This window comes from Natronobacterium texcoconense (assembly GCF_900104065.1).
Taxonomy (GTDB): Archaea; Halobacteriota; Halobacteria; order Halobacteriales; family Natrialbaceae; genus Natronobacterium; species Natronobacterium texcoconense.
The window spans coordinates 1,379,501-1,398,378 of record NZ_FNLC01000001.1 but is presented as its reverse complement, the minus strand read 5'-3'; the positions used below and the strand labels follow the sequence as shown (position 1 = coordinate 1,398,378).

The 18,878-nt window shown below is 63.6% G+C and carries 19 protein-coding genes; 16 read left to right on the top strand and 3 right to left on the bottom strand.

The annotated features are described in order from the left end of the window. Positions 1-110: 110 nt before the first annotated feature. From glmS to BLR35_RS07010, 11 genes are all read left to right on the top strand, one after another. Entirely contained in the window at positions 111-566 is a 456-nt protein-coding gene (gene glmS, locus BLR35_RS07060; RefSeq protein WP_090379353.1) for a methylaspartate mutase subunit S, read from the top strand. After that, positions 567-2,009: a methylaspartate mutase subunit E gene (locus BLR35_RS07055; protein WP_090379349.1), complete on the top strand. Its 1,443-nt coding sequence runs from the start codon at positions 567-569 to the stop codon at positions 2,007-2,009. A 1-nt stretch (position 2,010) separates the two neighbouring features. Continuing rightward, positions 2,011-3,288, top strand: a complete 1,278-nt coding sequence (locus BLR35_RS07050) for a methylaspartate ammonia-lyase (protein WP_090379345.1) — start codon at positions 2,011-2,013, stop codon at positions 3,286-3,288. Next, complete coding sequence (mch, locus tag BLR35_RS07045; protein ID WP_090379343.1) at positions 3,281-4,342, top strand: 2-methylfumaryl-CoA hydratase; 1,062 nt, start codon at positions 3,281-3,283, stop codon at positions 4,340-4,342. Before BLR35_RS07050 ends, mch begins: the two co-directional genes overlap by 8 nt. A gap of 19 nt (positions 4,343-4,361) precedes the next feature. After that, positions 4,362-5,405, top strand: a complete 1,044-nt coding sequence (citE, locus tag BLR35_RS07040; RefSeq protein ID WP_090379339.1) for an L-malyl-CoA/beta-methylmalyl-CoA lyase — start codon at positions 4,362-4,364, stop codon at positions 5,403-5,405. 202 nt (positions 5,406-5,607) lie between these two features. Continuing rightward, positions 5,608-6,342 carry a hypothetical protein gene (locus tag BLR35_RS07035; protein ID WP_090379336.1) on the top strand — a complete coding sequence of 245 codons (735 nt, stop codon included), beginning with the start codon at positions 5,608-5,610 and terminating at the stop codon, positions 6,340-6,342. Between the two features lie 91 nt (positions 6,343-6,433). Next, the gene (locus tag BLR35_RS07030; RefSeq protein ID WP_090379777.1) at positions 6,434-6,955 is read left to right on the top strand and encodes a YciE/YciF ferroxidase family protein; all 522 of its coding nucleotides are present in this window, start codon (positions 6,434-6,436) and stop codon (positions 6,953-6,955) included. Between the two features lie 151 nt (positions 6,956-7,106). Beyond that, a complete protein-coding gene (locus tag BLR35_RS07025) occupies positions 7,107-7,394 on the top strand; it encodes a MoaD/ThiS family protein (RefSeq protein WP_090379774.1) in 288 nt (95 codons plus the stop codon). Between the two features lie 53 nt (positions 7,395-7,447). Beyond that, a complete protein-coding gene (locus BLR35_RS07020; RefSeq protein WP_090379333.1) occupies positions 7,448-8,701 on the top strand; it encodes an MFS transporter in 1,254 nt (417 codons plus the stop codon). A gap of 134 nt (positions 8,702-8,835) precedes the next feature. Further along, a complete protein-coding gene (locus BLR35_RS07015) occupies positions 8,836-9,066 on the top strand; it encodes a hypothetical protein (protein WP_090379330.1) in 231 nt (76 codons plus the stop codon). 9 nt (positions 9,067-9,075) lie between these two features. Beyond that, a complete protein-coding gene (locus tag BLR35_RS07010; protein WP_090379327.1) occupies positions 9,076-9,492 on the top strand; it encodes a PIN domain-containing protein in 417 nt (138 codons plus the stop codon). 299 nt (positions 9,493-9,791) lie between these two features. Here BLR35_RS07010 and BLR35_RS07005 read toward each other — a convergent pair whose 3' ends face one another. After that, complete coding sequence (locus tag BLR35_RS07005) at positions 9,792-10,175, bottom strand: hypothetical protein (protein WP_090379324.1); 384 nt, start codon at positions 10,173-10,175, stop codon at positions 9,792-9,794. A 266-nt stretch (positions 10,176-10,441) separates the two neighbouring features. Next, positions 10,442-12,115 carry an aldehyde ferredoxin oxidoreductase C-terminal domain-containing protein gene (locus tag BLR35_RS07000; protein ID WP_090379322.1) on the bottom strand — a complete coding sequence of 558 codons (1,674 nt, stop codon included), beginning with the start codon at positions 12,113-12,115 and terminating at the stop codon, positions 10,442-10,444. A gap of 106 nt (positions 12,116-12,221) precedes the next feature. On the opposite strand from BLR35_RS07000, the gene BLR35_RS06995 reads away from it, so the two are divergent. Next, positions 12,222-13,142, top strand: coding sequence for a DUF7983 family protein (locus tag BLR35_RS06995; RefSeq protein ID WP_090379319.1), 921 nt, complete (start codon positions 12,222-12,224; stop codon positions 13,140-13,142). 2 nt (positions 13,143-13,144) lie between these two features. Here the strand turns inward: BLR35_RS06995 and BLR35_RS06990 are convergent, their stop codons facing one another. Further along, positions 13,145-15,019: a prolyl oligopeptidase family serine peptidase gene (locus tag BLR35_RS06990; protein WP_090379316.1), complete on the bottom strand. Its 1,875-nt coding sequence runs from the start codon at positions 15,017-15,019 to the stop codon at positions 13,145-13,147. A 123-nt stretch (positions 15,020-15,142) separates the two neighbouring features. On the opposite strand from BLR35_RS06990, the gene BLR35_RS06985 reads away from it, so the two are divergent. The 4 genes from BLR35_RS06985 (at position 15,143) to mce (ending at position 18,868) form a co-directional block, all read left to right on the top strand. Further along, on the top strand, positions 15,143-15,733 hold the full coding sequence (locus tag BLR35_RS06985) for a GNAT family N-acetyltransferase (RefSeq protein WP_090379313.1): 591 nt from the start codon (positions 15,143-15,145) through the stop codon (positions 15,731-15,733). A 99-nt stretch (positions 15,734-15,832) separates the two neighbouring features. Next, positions 15,833-17,518, top strand: coding sequence for an acyl-CoA mutase large subunit family protein (locus BLR35_RS06980; RefSeq protein WP_090379310.1), 1,686 nt, complete (start codon positions 15,833-15,835; stop codon positions 17,516-17,518). A 69-nt stretch (positions 17,519-17,587) separates the two neighbouring features. Further along, a complete protein-coding gene (locus tag BLR35_RS06975; protein ID WP_090379307.1) occupies positions 17,588-18,418 on the top strand; it encodes an aldo/keto reductase in 831 nt (276 codons plus the stop codon). A gap of 66 nt (positions 18,419-18,484) precedes the next feature. Continuing rightward, positions 18,485-18,868 carry a methylmalonyl-CoA epimerase gene (mce, locus tag BLR35_RS06970; protein ID WP_090379304.1) on the top strand — a complete coding sequence of 128 codons (384 nt, stop codon included), beginning with the start codon at positions 18,485-18,487 and terminating at the stop codon, positions 18,866-18,868. The last annotated feature ends 10 nt before the right edge of the window (positions 18,869-18,878 follow it).

Here is an 18,878-nt window from a genome sequence, read left to right as displayed (position 1 = left end):
AAAACCTTTACTATTAATAATGATGGTGTGGCTGCATGTCAATGGGGGTGATGAAGGGTCATTAAGGAATATTATCATGGAAGATCATTAACTTTATAGTGCGATTCCTCATGGTTCTGCACACGATGCCCAGAACGGTCGTCCTCGGCGTGATCGGTTCCGACGCTCACGTCGTTGGCATTACGATCCTAGAGCAGGCGTTCAGTGCAGCCGGCTTCGACGTCGTCAACCTCGGCGTCCAGACTTCCCAGCAGGAGTTCGCCGAGGCAGCAGTAGCACACGACGCGGAGGCTGTACTGGTATCCTCGCTCTACGGCCACGCCGAGCAGGACTGTCAGGGATTCCACGAGGTCCTGGAAGCGGCCGACGTCGACGCCGTCACCTACATCGGCGGCAACCTCGCCGTCGGACAGGACGACTTCGAGCAGACCCGGCGAACGTTCCAGGAGCTCGGTTTCGACCGCGTCTTCGACTCCGAAACCGACCCCGAGGAAGCAATCGCCGCCCTGCGACAGGACCTCGAGATCACACCGACCGAGTCGGAGCGTGCTACTATCACTTCCTAGATGATACGAGACGAACGTATTCCATCCGACGAGCTACGGCGTATCGACGAAGAGATCCGGTCCGGCTGGCCGACCGGAAGCGAGGTCGACTTCGAGGACGCGATCGCGTACCACGAGTCGCTTCCCGCCCACAAGCGGTTCGCCGACGTCCTCGAGTCGGCCGACAAGCCGCTCTTGCAGCCGCGGGCCGGCGTTCCACGGCTCGACGACCAGATCGAGTTGCTCGAGTACCTCCACGGGGAGGGAAAGGCCGACCTCTTGCCGACGACTATCGACTCCTACACGCGCGACAACGAGTACGGGAAAGCTCAGGAGGGCCTCGAGAAGGCCCGCGAGACGGGCGAGGACACCCTCAACGGCTTCCCCGCGGTCAACCACGGGGTCGACGGCTGTCGCGAGTTGATCGATTCGATCGAGGCACCGATCGAGGTGCGCCACGGCACGCCCGACGCACGACTGCTCGCGGCGATCACCTTCGCTGGCGGCTTCCAGAGCTTCGAGGGTGGGCCGATCTCGTACAACATCCCGTACACGAAACGCCACGGGCTCGAGGAGACCATCGAGAAGTGGCAGTTCGTGGATCGACTCGCGGGCGCGTACACGGAACGGGGTGTGCGGATCAACCGCGAACCGTTCGGCCCGCTCACGGGAACGCTCGTCCCGCCATCGATCGCGATCGCGATCATGATCGTCGAGGGACAGCTCGCCGCCACACAGGGCGTGCGCTCGATCACGCTCGGCTACGGGCAGGTCGGTAACGTCGTTCAGGACGTCGCTGCCCTGAACGCCCTGCAGAAACTGGGCGACGAGTACCTCCCCGACGAGGTCGTCGTCACGACCGTCTTCCACGAGTGGATGGGCGGCTTCCCGCCGGACGAGGCCCGCGCCAACGGCGTCATCAGCCTCGGCGGGATGACCGCTGCGATTGCCCAGCCGGACAAGGTCATCACCAAGTCTCCACAGGAGTTCCAGGGGGTGCCGACCAAGGAGGCAAACGCCTCCGGCCTGCGCACGACGCGACAGGTCATCGACATGGCGATCGAACAGAACATCGACATCGACGGCATCGCGGAGGAACAGGACCTCATCGAGCGCGAGACGCGGTGTCTGATGGATACCATCTTCGAGCACGGCGACGGCGACGTCGTCCAGGGAACGATCCGGGCCTTCGACTCCGGCGCGCTGGACGTCCCCTTCGCCCCCAGCGACAGTGCGAAGGGAGCCGTCCTTCCCGCCCGCGACGACGACGGTCGCGTCCGCATCTTCGAGTGGGCCGACCTCGAGATGGACGACGACATCAAGGAGATCCACAAGGCACGACTCTCGCGACGCGCCGACACCGAAGGACGCGACCAGTCGTTCCGGATGGTCGCGGACGACGTCGACGCGATCAGCGACGGAAAGCTCATCGGCCGACCACACCCGCCACAGGGGGATGCCTAACATGAAGATTACAGGAATTCACGCGACGCCCGGCTACGCCGGGTTCTTCTTCGACGACCAGCGCGCGATCAAACAGGGAGCACAGCAGGACGGCTTCACCTACGACGGTGAGCCAGTCACCGACGGCTTCGACGAGATCCGGCAAGCCGGCGAGACGCTCATCGTCGACGTCGAACTCGAGGACGGCTCCACGATCCGCGGCGACTGTGCTGCGGTCCAGTACTCCGGTGCCGGTGGACGCGATCCACTCTTCCAGCCCGAGGAGTACGCGCCCGTCGTCGAGGGTCCGGTCGCCGACGAACTCGAGGGGCGAGACGCGACCGAGTTCCTCGCAAACGCGGAACTGCTCGAGGAACTCGAGGTCGAAGGGGAACGACTCCACACGGCGATTCGCTACGGCGTCTCGCAGTCGCTTCTTGGAGCGGCCGCCGAAGCGACCGGAGCCACGAAGACGGACGTGATGGCCGACGCACTCGGGACCGACCCCGCGACGGAACCGGTTCCAGTGTTCGGACAGTCCGGTGACGACCGCTACAGCAACACCGAAAAGATGTTCGTCAAGGGCGTTCCCGTGCTTCCCCACGCCCTGATCAACAGCGTCGAGAAGATCGGCGAAGACGGCGAGACGCTGCTCGAGTACGTCGAGTGGCTCACCAAGCGGTCGCAGGAACTCGGGCCCGACGGCTACGAGCCGCGGTTCCACATCGACGTGTACGGGATGATCGGCGAAATCTTCGGCCCGCCGTACGACCGCGACGAGGTCGTCGACTACTTCGCGGCGCTCGAGGAAGCCGCCGCGCCGTACCCGATCCAGATCGAGGGGCCGATGGATGCCGGCAACCGCGCGGACCAGATCGCGGCGATGGTCGAACTCCGCGAGGGACTAGCCGACGCGAACGTCGACGTCGATATCGTCGCCGACGAGTGGTGTAACACGTTCGAGGACGTGCGGGCGTTCGTCGACGCGGGCGCTGCCGACCTCGTGCAGGTCAAAACCCCTGATCTGGGCGGCATCCACCGCAGCGGCCAGGCAGTCCGGTACTGCGAGGGAACGGACACCCGCGCGTACCTCGGCGGCACCTGCAACGAGACTGCAACCTCCTCGCGGGCCTGTGCCCACGTCGCGCTCGCAACCAACGCCGCACAGGTACTCGCAAAGCCCGGAATGGGTTTCGACGAGGGGTACATGATCGTCGAGAACGAGATGCGACGGACGATCGCCAGACGGAAACGGGAACAGTTACCATCCAGCACGGACGAGGTGACGGCGGATGACTGACTGGACGGACCCGGAGACGTTCTCGCAGGCACTCGAGCGAGCCGACACGAAAGAGAAAGGGAACTGCTTCGAGGACTTCGAGGAGGGAGACGTCGTCGAACACGACCCCGGCCTTACGCTCACGCAGTTCGGCAACGAGGGATGGATGAGCCAGACCCTGAATCACGATCCAGCCTACTGGCGATCCGACGCAGCCGAGGCACGCGGGTTCGACGAACCACCCATCCACCCCGACTATCTCACTGCCGCCACACTCGGTATCACCGTCGAGGACTTGAGCGAAAAAGGCGGTTACTTCCTCGGGCGCACCGACGTCCGGTTCCCCGGGACGCCAGTCTACGCCGGCACCGAACTCCACGTCGAGAGCGAGGTGGTCAGTACGGCCACCTCGAGTTCCCGGCCCGAGTACGGCATCGTCTCCTGGCGAACCCGCGGGATGGCCGCCGAGACTGGCGAGATCCTGTGCTCCTACGAGCGCACGAACATGATCCCGCGTCGGGAACCAGTCGCGACGGACGGCAGTGGGGAGACGACCACGGACGAAAGCGACACCCCCGAACTCCCCGAAGCGTTCGTCACGCCCGAGGGCGGCTACTTCGAGGACTTCGTGGCAGCACTCGAGGAGGCCGAGGACCGCGACGCCGCCGTCGCCTACCGCCACGAACGTGGCCGCACCCAGGACGACGTCACCGTCGCCTCGCTGCCGCTCGCGACGCTGAACACGGCCAAACAGCACCACAACGTGGACGTGATGGGCGACTCGCCGTCGGGCGACATCGTCACCTACGGCGACGTCACTCGGTCGACGGCGCTGGGCCACGCCCGCTCGGACGAGGAGACCTGGCGCGAGGTCGGCTTCGACGACGAGGGGTTCCACACGTTCGTCGCCGCCGGAGACACCGTCTACGCGTTCACGCGCGTGCTCGAGGCGGAAGATCGCGCCTCGAGCGACGAGGCAGGAACTGTCCGGTTCGAGCACATCGCGTTCAACCAGGACGACGAACCGGTCTACTCCGGGACGCGAACTGCAGAGATCCAGAAACGAACTTACTGACGCTTCAGCTATACAAACCATGACCGACGACATCCGACTCTGTCGAACCTTCCAGACCGCACCGGCCGCCGTTCCGAAAGACGACTCGGCGAAGTACCTCACCTCCGGCCTCGAGGCCGACGGCTTCCAGGCACCCGACTGGCTCGTGCCTGACCTGGAAGACGGCACTGCGCCCGACATGAAAGCGGAGGGCCTCGAGAACACCATCGAGAAGGTGCCCGAGTACGAGTTCCCGGGCGAAATCTGGCCTCGCGTCGAGTGGAGCTACGAGGACGAAACCTACCGCGAGAAGGGGCGTAACCAGATCGACCGCCTCGTAAGCGAGATTGGCGACGAAATCGACGGCGTCGTCGTCCCGAAGGTGGGCCGACTCGAGGACGTAAAACACGCCGCGGAAGCCGTCGCCGAGGCCGAATCGGAACACGGCTACGCCGACGGCTCGATCGGCCTCTCGATCATCATCGAGACCGGCCGCGCCCGCTCGGACCTGCGTGAGATCGCCAGGTTCGGCGAGGACTCCCGGCTGACCGCGCTCGTCTTCGGGCCCGTCGACTACGCGGCCGAACTCGGCGGCCGGGACCTGGGCGACGGAATGCCACGCTGGGACGGTCTGCTCGAGGCGCTCTCGAACGAGGCCAGCGCCGGCGGCCTGCTCTCGATCGGCGGCCCCTTCGACGACCTGTTCAAGGAACGCGCGGGACTGACCTACTACAACGCCGACGAGTACGCAGACCAGGTCGAACACGAAGCCCGTCTCGGTCTGGACGGCTCCTGGTCGCTGTACCCCAAACAGACGATCCAGGCCAACACCGTCCACATGCCTACGCCCGACGAGCTCGAGCGCGACGTGAGCAAGATCGAACGGTTCAACGAGGCCAAACGCGAAGGGACCGGTGCCGTCACGCTCGACGGCCAGATGGTCGACGAAGCGACGTTCAAGAACTTCCGCAACACCGTCCAGCAGGTCCGCGCAATCCACGACACCCGCCCGGAGCAGGCCGAGGAGTACTACGACGGAGATCTGCTCGAGCGCGCGCTCGAACTCGAATTGTCGTACCGATAGCCGCCGCCTCGAGACCGTCGAACTGAACACGAGTTCGAGGATGAATCTGTAGACGTTCGGTCCGCGAGGTACTCGGGACCGACGCCGCTCACGCCGAACCTGTGGCGATCGATCGAGCAAAACCCGCTATACGACGGCCGATGGCGGGAGACGCGGTCGGTGGATCGGCGGTCTTTTTTCCTCCCGGGTGAGAGCTACGGGTATGACCGCCGCGACTGTCGACGACCTCCTTACTCGCGACCTCCGCGACGACCGGACGGCGCTCGTCGACGCGACGGGGAAGCCGTTCGACTACCACTGGCTCTGTACGTCCGCCTGGAAGTCGGGGAACTTCCTCCGACACTCGGGCGTCCGAAACGGCGTCACCGTCGGCGTCGTCGGCGAGGGCCCGCTGGCCCTGCTCGCCTTTTTCGGGACGACGCTGCTCGAGGGCCGGACCCGGTTCGATCCGCCGACCGATCTCGTCGACGAGGACGACGTCCGCGCGCTGGTCGCACCAGTCGACGACCTCGAGGACGACACCTACGACCTCCCGAGGGGTGCCCAGAAAGTCGGTTACGGTCGAAAGCCCGACGCGCCGGACGTCCAGCACTTCGACGCCGGTATCTGGAGCGAGAACCCGGCGTTCCCACCGCTCGACGTCGATCCCGGGACGACCATGCTGACTGACGGCGACCGAACGTACACACACGAGGAAGTTCTCGAGGCCGCGCGCGACGTGATCGACGAACACGGTCTCGAGACCGGCGACCGCGTGGTCGTCCGTGCACCCTTGTCCGATCCGCGGACCGTAGTCGCGGGGATCATCGCGCCGCTGCTCGCTGACGGTGTGATCGTCCTCGGGGACGACGGAGACGACGAACGCGGCGAGGTCGCCGTCTCGAGCGCGTCGGTTCCCGAACCGAACCGAATCGAACTCGAGAGCGTCTCGTTCTGACGGATCTCCGCTTTCTCGGCCCGGATTCGTCGCTTCGAACCCTGCGTGTTCGGGGCCCACGACTATGCTTCTCATCGTCGGCGACCCACGTATGGAGACGACTGTCGACCACATCGACGACCTCGAGGAACTGTTCCACCACAAACTCGCCCAGCAGTACTACGTCGAGCAGGAACTCGTCGAGACGTTAGACGAGATGGCGATCAACGCGACCAACGACCAGATGAGCGAGGGATTTGCCGACCACCGCGACGAGACACGAACGCAGGTCCAGCGACTCGAGGAGGTCTTCGCCGAACTCGATCGGCCAGCGGAACGCCGGAAGACGCCGATTCTCGACGCGCTCGAGGAGGAACGCCACGCGCTCGAGGACGCGATCGACGACGACGACCTGCTGGACATGGCCTACATGAACGCCGGAATGATGACCGAGCGGATCGAGATGACTGCTTACGAAGGGCTCTCGATGATGGCGACCCAGATCGGCTACGACGACGAGATCAGCAAGCCCCTCGAGTCGAACTACGACGAGGAGAAGTCTGCTTACCGCGAACTCGACGCGATGGCGACAGCCAGCGATATGAAGTCGCTATGGGACCGGCTGACGCCGTAGCGTGCTCGAGGCCGCGCCGATACCTCTTCACTCGGGCGAACACCGCCACCGTTTTGCGTACGAGCTCGACGTAGTCCACAGAGTCGCGAGACCCCGAACTACTCGCCGTCGAACCGTCGGCTACAAGGTCGATCCCGACGAACGTCACGTCGTGCAACTCGAGTGCGTCTTCTTCGGTCCGTTCCGGAACGCCGTCGGTGAGAAGACCGTCCACCACGAGGTCGACGTCGAGCCGGTCACGATCGGCGACCTCCTTACGGACCTCGAGGCGTCGTATCCCGACCTCGAGGGTGAACTCCTCGACGCCGACGAGACGGGACTGGCGGGCGATACGGTCGTCACAGTCGACGAGCGGAACGTCGTCCACCTCGACGGCCTCGAGACGGAACTGGACGAGGAGTCCGTGGTACGGATGATTCCGTCGGTGTACGGCGGCTGACCTCGAGTACGACGAGCCAGAACGACTAACTCCACCTCCTCGATAGTCGACCTATGAACGGGAACGATCGCGCCATCGCTCGCTTTACGATGATCGGGCACGCGACGTTCCACGTCTACGAACTCACGATCCCGCTGTTCGTCGTGATCTGGCTGGACGCCTTCGACGTCTCCCCGGCCCTGCTCGGGACCGTCGTCGCCGTCGGCTACGGACTCGTCGGCGTCGGCGCGCTCCCGAGTGGCATTCTCGCGGATCGATACGGCTCGAAGCGACTCGTCGTCCTCTCGATGGCCGGCATGGGCGGCGGGTTCGCGCTCGTAAGTCTCGCCCCGAACGTCGCCGTCCTGGGTGTCGCACTCGTCGTCTGGGGTGCGGCCGCGAGCCTTTACCATCCCGCCGGACTCTCGCTCATTACCCGCGGCTCGCAGCGCCAGGGAACCGTCCTCGCCTACCACGGCGCGGCGGGAAACGTCGGGACGGCGCTCGGGCCGCTGGCCGCAGCGATCGCACTCACCGTTCTCGAGTGGCGGGTCGTCGCCGTCCTCTTCGTTCTCCCCGCCGTGATCGGCGTCCTCGCGGCGTACGGACTCACGTTCGACGAAACTGCAGGGGTCGAAGCAGACGACGGTGCGCGCGGAGCCCCCGACGGAGGGTCGTCACCCGACGCCAACGGGCGGATCGACGGGCTCGGAGACCTCCTCGAGCAGACGAAACTGCTGTTCGTCGGAAGCTTCGTGATCGCGTTCGCCATCGCGTTGATCGCGGGAACGTACTACAGAGGCGTCTTCACGTTCCTCCCGGACGTGCTGGCTGACCTGCCGGTCTTCGAGCCAGCCGAAATTGCGGGCGAGGAGTTCGAACCGAGCCAGTACGCCTACGCCGGCCTGTTGCTGATCGGGGCCGTCGGCCAGTACGCCGGCGGGAAGATCAGCGACTATCGTTCGCCCGAACTGGCGATCGTCGGCGCGTTCGTCGCGCTGATCGTTGTTACGCTCTCGTTCCCCGTCGCCACGCAACTGGGACTCGCCGCGACGCTGCTGGCCTGTGCCGCGCTCGGCTTTTTCGTCTACCTCGAGGTGCCGATCCACCAGGCGCTGATCGGGACGTACGCTCCCGCGGACGCTCACGGACTGTCGTTCGGCTACACCTACCTCGGCGCGTTCGGCATCGGTGCGGCGGGCGCGTCGATCGCCGGCATCGTCCTCACCTACGGCGGGACGGGTCTGCTCTTTCTCGTGCTCACCGTCTTCCCGACGGTCGGGCTACTCCTGGGTGGCTACCTGGCGGTGAAAACCCGACGTTCCTGATACGGACCGCTGGATCTGTTGAAACTCTAATCAAATAACGAATTCTGGTTGCTGAATACGGAGTACGAATTCGATAACGTTCAACGTGGAATGCACCGAAAGACACAGTATTCTGTGTGTCCACAGATTCCTGTATGCCCAGTATCACGGTCAACGTGGACGACGACCTCAAAGAGCGAATGGAAAAGCACCCTGAGATCAACTGGAGCGTGGTCACGCGACAGGCCATCCAGGAGAAGATCGAGACGCTCGAAATGATGGATGAACTCACCAGCGAGAGCGAACTCACCGAGCACGACGTTCAGGAAATCGCCGATAGAATTAACGAACGTGGGCGCAAGCGCATCGAAGAGGAATCGGAGTAGACTCGACGAATGAAGCTGGTCATCGACGCCAACGTCGTCATCTCTGCACTCATCGCTGATTCGAAGACGCGGGAACTCATCGTGACACTCGAACCGGATCTTTTGACGCCCGCGTTTGTCCACGACGAAGTCGAGAACTACGAAGACCTGATCGTGGAGAAATCGGGAATGGAACCGGATCGTGTGGGACAGTTCATCGATCTCCTGTTTCAGTACATTGAGGTCGTTCCTGCCAGCGACTTCTATCCAGCTATCGAGAGGGCAGACGAGGCAATCGGAGATACCGACCCCGACGACGTGTTGTACCTCGCGTGTGCGATCGCCAGCAACGGGGCCATCTGGAGCGACGATTCCGACTTCGATAAACAAGATCTGGTCGATACGTACTCGACAAGTGACGTGATAAACTCGTTTGACACGCTCTAATTCGGCGGATTAGTCTTTCAGGTTCACCCATACATACGCATCGATAACTGATTTCCCCTATACCGCGCCTCACATCGCAGTATAGGCGTACGATGTACTGCGTGACGTTGAATCTGTACGCCTACTGGCAAAAATACCCTGGAACATCTAGAGGATAAGATCAGCACGACGGTCGGCTTTACTCACCCGATTTCTCATGGGCTACCCGAGAGATAGCTTATTTATTAAGCGATTCCTTTCAGGAAAATTCTATGCATCAAAGGCAGGACGTCATATAAATTGGCTGTGTCTCGAGTACTTTAGCCGCTTGAGACCATGATACCAAAGCTGTAGAGTTCATCTCCGTAGCGGATATAGCCACACTCCTGAGAATGTAACCCCATCGCAGCACCACCAGAAATTTTTTGGTGGTAGTTCCCACTCTCTATCACTTGCTTGATTTCAGGCTGTGTCGGCTCCGGCAACTCCTCAAATTCACAGATGTCCGATTTCTCGATCTCTTCTCCTTCTATCTCGGAGTCCGAAACGGGAGACAAATCTATACTGTACCGCGTTTCATCGGTTGATCGGCTCTCTGTCTCGGAGTTCCCGTTCTCATCCGCTAGTTGGTGTTCAGTTATACACCCGGAAACTGCGGGAACGGCAGCAAGAGATAGTAGTTCAAGAATGTATCGCCGTTTCATAGAAAATGTTTGTGGAACTACGTATAATACCTTTGGGTACCAACTTGACGCCCATCTGTTTGTGGATTACTACTCTGGACTGAGCGATGTCCAGATTCATAAATGGAGTTAGACTTCGCGTGACATTCGCCCCCTATATTCAGCACAACTACTAAAACTCATCAACTGCCAAGAATTTCGACGGGGTTGAACCACTGGAAGTCGTTTCCAGAGACCGCGACACGTCTTGCGGTCGCACCGATAAATCGGTACAGCAGACCGTCCGATCAGTCGTCAGCCGGAACCGTCTCGAGCGTCGGCGACTCCGGCACGGTACCATCCGCGTTCCAGCCGCGGGCGTCGTAGTACTCCGTGATGGCTTCCTCGAGGTCGGGAATCTCGTACGGAAGCCGATCTGCTTCTACGTCGAACCCGCGCTGGTTGTTGAAGTGCCGTTCGAGTTCGACCGTCTTCGCGCCGACCTCGAGCAGGTCGTCGTAGTCGGCGTCGAACAGCGTTTCGAGGCGCTCCTCGGTAACGTAGTCGCTGCCGAACGCACAGACGACGCCGGTGTCGCGGAAGGCGTTGAAGTTCTCCTCCTCGACGAGCGTCTCTGCCTTGCCCAGCGTCCCTTCGGGGTCGAGTTCGCCGCTGTACTCGAGGGAGAGCATGCCGCCGTACATGTGGTCGGCACCGCGGTTCGCGACGGCGTAGGAGAGGCCCTGCCCGTGGAGGACGCGCCCGTCGTGGGCGGCGAACTCCATCCCCTTGACGGTCAGGTTGTCGACGCCGAGGTCGTCGTGACAGCGGTCGACGCCCTCCGCGAGGAGGTCGCCGATCCCCTCGCGGTAGGCGATCTTTTCGGTGATCTCGTGGGCGAGGTCGGCGTTGCCGAACTCCTCTTCGCTCGCGAGGTAGGCCGCGACGGTGACGCCCGCGGAGATTGTGTCCATCCCGAGGTTGTCACAGAGTTCGTTACCCTTCATCACGTCCACGATGTCGTCCATCCCCTGCATCGAGCCGAAGGAGTAGACGGTCTCGAACTCGGGGCCCTCGGTCTCGAGGCCGGTCTCCTCGTCGCGGGTCGGCAGTTTGCACGCGTAGGCGCAGGCCGAGCAGGCTCCCTTCTTGTACTTTTTCTCCTCGACGGCGTCGCCGCCAATCTGCTCGACGTGCTCGAACTCGTAGTCGCGGAAGTACCGCGTCGGCAGCGAGAAGTTGTCGTTGATGAACTCCGTGCCGCCGGTGGTCCCCTGGCGGCGCATCCGGTCGTCCGAAGTGGCTGCCTCCCTGTGAACCTCGGATTCGGGCGGGTCCGGAATCTCGACCTCGAGTTCGGGCGCGGCGTCGCCCTCGAAGGTGACGCACTTGACGTTTTTCGCCCCCAGGACGGCTCCAAGCCCGCCGCGGCCGAACGCCCGCGAGTCGAATGTCATCACGGACGCGAAGCGAACGAGGTTCTCGCCGGCGGGACCGATCGCGATGCAGTTCTCGGGACCAAGATCGTGGTGTTCGGCCATGTAATTGGAGACTTCCGGAACCGTCGCCTCCTCGAGTTCGGGCACCGCCTCGAACTCGACGCCCGAGTCGGTGACGTGGACGGCGAGCAACTCGTCGCTCTCGCCGACGACCTCGAGGACGCTGATCCCGCTGTCAACGAAGTTCCGCGAGAGGTAGCCGCCGGCGTTGGTCGAGACCAGGCCGTCGGTCAGCGGCGAGAGCCCGGTCATGTTCATCCGACCGGTGAAGGACATCCCCGACTGCTGGAGCGGCCCTGTCGAGAGGTACGCCCGGTTTTCCGGCCCGAACGGGTCGGCATCGAACGGGATACGATCGTGAGCGAGCGCCGTCGCGAGGGCTCGCCCCCCGACGTAGTTCTCGAGCGTCTCGTCGATCTCGGTCTCGGTCGCTGTCCGCTCACCGACGTCGACGGTGAGCAGCGGTCCGGTCGCGTGGAGCATGCTCTCACGATGTACGCGAAGCGACCTTAATGTTGTACTTCCGACCCGTCCCGACGCTCGTATTTCCTGCCCGCGACTTTTGCTTCCGTACGATGAACGGCGTCGTATGGACGAAATCTGGGCGGATATTCGAACGGAGGGCGCCTCCCTCGAGTCCGGATCGGTCCTCGAGACGCCGGTCTCCGGACGCCGCTTCGAGGTCGTCCGAATCGAGACCGACCGGATCGTCGTTCGCTTTCGCGACAGCGACGAGGAGCGACCGCTCTGGCGCGAGCAGTTCGCGGTGATCGTCGACCAGCTCGAGAACGGATGGGTCGCCGTCGACGACCTGCAGCCGGGCGTCGAACCCTACGCCGCGTTGCTCACCCTCGCCGGCACGTTCACCGTCGAGGGCGACGAAATCGGTCGCGATCCGGACGCAGTCGCCGGCGAGAGCCCCTTCCTCGTGTCGCCGACCGAGGCGCGAACCCAGCCCGAACGCGTCCACGACGACGCGCTGTTGCTCGCGACCCTGCTCGAGCGCATCGACGCGGACGAGCCGTCGTCGCTCGAGACGGATCCGCTGACGGACCTGTACGTCCTCTCGTCGGACGTACAGCGCGGTGCGGACCGACTCCGACGCTCGGCGCGCGAGCCGCTGCTCGAGCGACTGGGGCCGGACCAGCAGCTACACGGCCGCTACGGGACGGTCCGGCGGACGGTTCGCGAGCGTCGCAGCCCGAAGGACGACGAGACCGTCCTCGAGTCGCTCGACGAGCACGGCATCCCGCGAGCGTGGGTCCTCGGCGTCGACCCCGAGAAACTGGACGTCGTGCTCTCGGTGACAGATCTCTCCGAGGACGAGGTGTACGACGTCGACGAGAGCGTCTACGTCCAGAAAACCGGCGTCGACGAGGACGAGAAGTACTCGCGACTGCAGGGGATCGCCGACCGGATCGACGAACTCGCGGACGCCGAGAGTGAGGAGTTGCGAACGGAACTCGACGAAATCGAGGATCGGCTCGAAGAAGCGCTGTCGGCCGGATAACGTTACGCGCTCCCGTCGACCCGCCGCTCGAGGAAATCCGATAGCAGCCGGAAGGTTCGGAGCTTCTGGTCCTGGTCGGTGGAAGCGTGGCCTTCCTCACCGAGCTCCTCGTACTCGAAGTCGCCGCCTTCGCCGCCCTCGTAGCCGAGTTCCTCGAGTCGGTCGCGGAACAGCCGTGCCTGGGAGACGGGGACGCGACTGTCGTTGACGCCGTGGACCATCAGCAGCGGTGCCGAGAGGTTCTCGGCGTGGGTGATCGGCGACCGCTCCTCGTAGAGGTCGGGGTTCTCCTCGGGCGTCCCGAGGTACTTCTCCATCAGTTCGACGCGGTAGTGGGGCATCGTCGTCTCGTACTGTTCCTCGAGATCTGTCAGCCCGATCCAGGCGATGCCGGCGTCGTAGAGTTTGGGGTACTGGACGACTTGCCAGTACGCGGAGTAGCCGCCGTAGGAACCCCCGAAGACGACCACGCGGTCCTCGTCGATCCAGTCGCGCGTCTCGAGGACGTGTTCGACCGTTGTGGCGACGTCACCCTGTTCGGCACCGCCCCAGTCCTCGATCAGTCGTTCGACGAACTCGCGGCCGCGACCGGTCGAGCCGCGGTAGTTGACCTTCAGCACCGAGAACCCCTGGGAGGCCAGCACTTGCGTGTAGAGGTTGAACGACTTGTCGTCGCGCGCCCGCGGGCCGCCGTGGGGGACGACGACGAGCGGCGACGGACGCTCACCGGAGTCGTACAGCAGACAGCCGATTTCGAGTTCGTCGTACGGATCGTGATCGACGGCCTCGGCGGGCGTCTCGGGGACGCCGTCGGACTCGACGGTGAAGTACTCGGCGTCCGCGAAGTCCTCGCGGTCGAAGGGGCCGTACTCGGCCTCGAGCAGCGTCTCGTACTCGTCGTTCTCTACGTCGTAGACCAGCAATTCGGGCCGTTTCGTCGGTGACGTGTGCTGGAACACGAATCGATCCTCGTCGAGGCAGATCTCGTTCGGCCCGATCCGACCGAACGTCGTCACGCCTTCGGGAACCTCGAGTTCGCGGCTCTCGCCGGTCTCTACGTCGTACAGGACCGGGACGGAGACGGCGTCCCGGACCCGAAGCGCGAGGACGCGCTCGCCGTCCGGGAGGAAGGTGACGGGCGTCTCCTCGTACTCGCCGTCGCCGAGCCAGGTGACTGCGTCGTCCGCCACGTCGTAGACCCCTACGCGCCCGAGATCCGGCGTGTTGTCGCCCACGAGCAACTGGTCGCCGGCTGGTCCCCAGTCGATCGGACTCGCTTCGCCGCCGACCTCGCCGATCTCGAGATTTCGCGGCTCCGAACCGTCCGCGTTCGCGACGTACACGTCCCGGTTGTCGAAGTCGTCGGTCTCGTTGGTCGCGTACGCGATCCGGTCGCCCGACGGCGAGAGGGTGGAGGTCCAGACCGCGCGTTCGTAGTCGGTGACCTTCGTCGTCTCGCCGCTCGAGAGGTCGTGCCGGTAGACGTTCATTTGGCCGTCCCGGTTCGACCCCACGAGCAGGGCGTCGTCGCCGACGTCGTGGACCGCGACCTGCCCCTCCATCTCGACGACGGATTTGACTTCGCCGTCTCGAGTGAATGCGTAGACGTCGTTCTGTTCGTCGCCGCCCTCGTCGCGGTGGAAGTAGACGCGGTCGCCGTCTGCGCTCCAGTGGAGGTACCAGCGGGCGTTGCGGGGGACCTCGCCGTCGGACCACTGCTCGAGGTCGCCCGTTTCGGCGTCCAGCACGTGGAGTTCGTTGCGTCCCGTGATATCGTAGTAGCAAGCGACCTCGTCGCCGTCCGGGGAGACGACCGGGTGAGCGAGAGTCGGGAGGTTCGCGAGCTCCTCGAGCGGGTCGTCGACTGAATCGATCATACGATCAGCTCTCATCGAACCTACATAAATTTTCGACCTCCGGCGAACGACGAAAACCGGATTCGGACGATACGTTACGGGAACCCACAAATGCTTTTTGCCGCACAGTCCGTACGTCGAACCATGTACGTGCGGGACGCGAAAAACAGGGAGGAAGTCTGGCTGCTCGATCACATCGAGTCGATGGGGCTCGACGAGACGGCGTTCCGCTCCCGGGATTACGTCCTCGCGATCGACGAACACTCCGGCGAGAAGGCCGGATTCGGCCGCATCCGGGTCCACAAAGTCGAGGGCGACGGCCGGGACGAAGTCTGTGAACTCACGAGTATCGGCGTCCTCGAGGGGTGGCGCGGCCAGGGCGTCGGCGCGCACGTCGTCGAACGACTCGTCGAGTACGCGAGCGACGAGGGGTTCGAGACGGTCTACGCGCTGACCGGCGAGGGGGCGTATCTCGCCCTGTTCGGCTTCCAGCGCATCGAGGAGTCCGCGCTTCCGGCACCGCTTCAGGAACGGCTGTCCGACAAACGAGACGGCGTCGACCCGGACGCAGTGCCGTACGCGTTAGACGTCGCCGAGTTCCAGATGCCCGAGCGACTCCGCGAGGCGTTCAAGCGGGCACCGGCCGAACACGAGGAGGAGTCGACCGACGAGTCGGCCGAGGACTTCGGAATCGACCCCGAGTCGGCGACCTACAAGTACGACACCGGGCGATAACGCCCCGCCTGTCACGACTGTCCCCATTCCTGTGTTACGGACTCTCAATTATAGCGCGTTCATGAACCTTGAAGCCGTCCCCCGCCAACAGTAACTATAATGTTCGATTCCGACGAACTCGAGGAGATCCGTGCCAGCAAGGAAGAGTGGCACGAGGAGGAAGTCGAGCCGGTCCTCGAGCGCTTCGGTGAGCGCAAGGAGACCTTCACCACCGACACGGGCGGTCAGGAGGTCGATCGGCTCTATACGCCCGACGACGTCGAGGACCTCGACTATCGGGAGGACCTGGGGAATCCGGGCGAACCACCGTACACGCGCGGGGTCTACTCGACCGGCTATCGCGGTCGGCTGTGGACGATGCGCCAGTACGCCGGGTTCTCGACGCCCGAGGACACCAACGAACGCTACCATTACCTGCTTGATCAGGGCCAGACCGGGCTCTCGATGGCGTTCGACCTGCCGACCCAGATGGGCTACGACTCCGACGCAGAGATGGCAGCGGGCGAGGTCGGGAAGGCCGGCGTCGCTATCGACTCGCTTTCCGACATGGAGACCGTCTTCGACGGCATCCCGCTGGACGAGGTCTCGACCTCGATGACGATCAACGCGCCGGCTTCGGTCCTGCTTGCGATGTACATCGCGGTCGGCGACCAGCAAGGTGTCGACCGCGCCGAACTTCGAGGGACGATCCAGAACGACCTCCTCAAGGAGTACATCGCGCGCAACACCTACATCTACCCGCCCGAACCGTCGATGCGGATCATCACGGACATCTTCGAGTTCTGTGCCGAGGAGACGCCGAAGTTCAACACCATCTCGATTTCGGGCTATCACATCCGCGAGGCCGGTTCGACGGCCGCCCAGGAACTCGCGTTCACGCTCGGCAACGGAATCGAGTACGTCGAGGCAGCCATCGACGCCGGACTCGACGTCGACGAGTTCGCCCCGCAGCTATCGTTCTTCTTCAACGGCCACAACAACATCTTCGAGGAAGTCGCCAAGTTCCGCGCCGCCCGGCGGATGTGGCACGACATCATGGAAGAACGGTTCGACGCCGACGATCCCAAGTCGAAACAGCTCAAGTTCCACACCCAGACCGCCGGCTCGATGCTGACCGCCCAGCAGATCGAGAACAACGTCGTCCGGGTGGCGTATCAGGCGCTCGCGGCCGTCCTCGGGGGAACCCAGAGCCTCCACACGAACGGGAAAGACGAGGCGCTCGCGTTGCCCACCGAAGAGTCCGTGCGAACGGCGCTGCGGACCCAGCAGATCCTCGCCCACGAATCCGGCGCCGCCGACACCATCGACCCGCTTGCCGGCAGCTACTACGTCGAATCGCTGACCGACGAGGTCGAAGAAGACGCCTACGAACTCTTAGCGGAAGTCGACGACCGCGGCGGCATGCTCGAGGCCGTCGAACAGCAGTGGGTCCAGCGTCAGATCCAGGACACCGCCTTCGACCGCCAGCGAGAGATCGAGGAGAAAGAACGCGTTATCGTCGGCGTCAACGAGTTCGAGATCGAGGACGAAGAACCCGAAATGGACGTCCAGGAGGTCACCAAAGAGGACGAACAGCGCCAGGTCGACCACCTCGAGTCCGTCCGGGACGAGCGCGACACCGAGGCCGTCGACGCGACGCTCGAGGCGCTTCGCGACGCGGCGCGGGGTGACGAGAACCTCATGCCCTACATTATCGACGCGGTGAAAGCGTACGCGACAGTCGGAGAAATCTGTAACGTGCTCCGCGAGGAGTTCGGCGAGTATCAGCCAGGTAGTGCGGTCTAAGCGAACGCTGTTCTTCCGTTTCGTCTTTCCAGGCGTGGATTAAATATGCGGGCGACTGTTTCTCGAGGTATGACTGACCGCGCGAGTGCAGCAGTATCCGCCGGTGGTGCCGAAATCCCGAAACTCGGCTTCGGGACGGCACGCATAACTGGCGACGACTGCAAGCAGGCCGTCGAGACCGCTCTCGAGGTCGGCTACCGCCACGTCGACACCGCACAGATGTACGACAACGAGACAGCTGTCGGTCGGGCGATCGCCGACAGCGACGTCGCTCGCGACGAAATCTTCGTCGTCACCAAAGTCCACCCCGACAACGCGGCCCGCGAAGACGTGCTCTCCTCGACGCGGGCCAGCCTCGATCGACTCGGGCTGACGACTGTCGACCTGTTGCTGTTGCACGCACCCAGTGACCGCGCACCGCTCGAGGAGACGCTGGGCGCGATGAACGACCTCCAGTCAGAGGGCGTCGTGGATCACATCGGCGTCAGTAACTTCGAGGTCGGCGGCCTCGAGCGCGCCCGCGAGATTTCGGAGACGCCGATCGTGACGAACCAGGTGAAGTACCACCCCTACCACCATCAGGACGATCTGCTCGAGTACTGTGCGAACGAGGGCGTCTGCCTGACAGCCTACAGCCCGCTGGCCGAAGGTGCGGTTCCGGGCGACGATCGCCTCCTCGAGATCGGGGAGAAGTACGGCAAGTCTGCCGCGCAGGTGGCGCTGCGGTGGCTCGTCCAGCAGCCGTCGGTGGCGGCGATTCCCAAGGCAGCGAGTCCGGACCACATCGAGTCGAACGCCGCGGTGTTCGACTTCGAACTCACCGACGAGGAGATGGGGGTGGTCGGCGATCTGGGCGACGGCCGCTGGCAGCAACTGGCGGCTCGACTCGGTCTGCGGTGACGACCTGCCGCGATACGCAATGAAAAATCATAATACTAGCAGCGCCGTTCCGTCGACTACCACCCAATGCACTTCGACCACGCCGGCATCGCGACCACCGACGCGGACGAACTCGCGGAGCTATACACCGATCTCTTCGGCCTCGAGCGCGTCCACGAAGAGGTCTTCGACGGGATGCGCGTCGTCTTCCTGGAGTGTGGCGAGAGCTACTTCGAGTTGCTCGAACCCATCGAGGGCGGGACGATCGCACACTACCTCGAGGAGAACGGGCCGGGCATCCACCATCTCGCGCTCGCGACCGACGACATAGAGGGCGCACTCGAGACGGTCCGCGACCACGACGTGACGCTGGTCGACGAGGAACCTCGTCCGGGCGCGTGGGGTCACTCGGTGGCGTTCCTGCATCCGCGGGATACGGGCGGGATCCTGCTGGAGCTCGTCGAACACTAACCGTACTGCA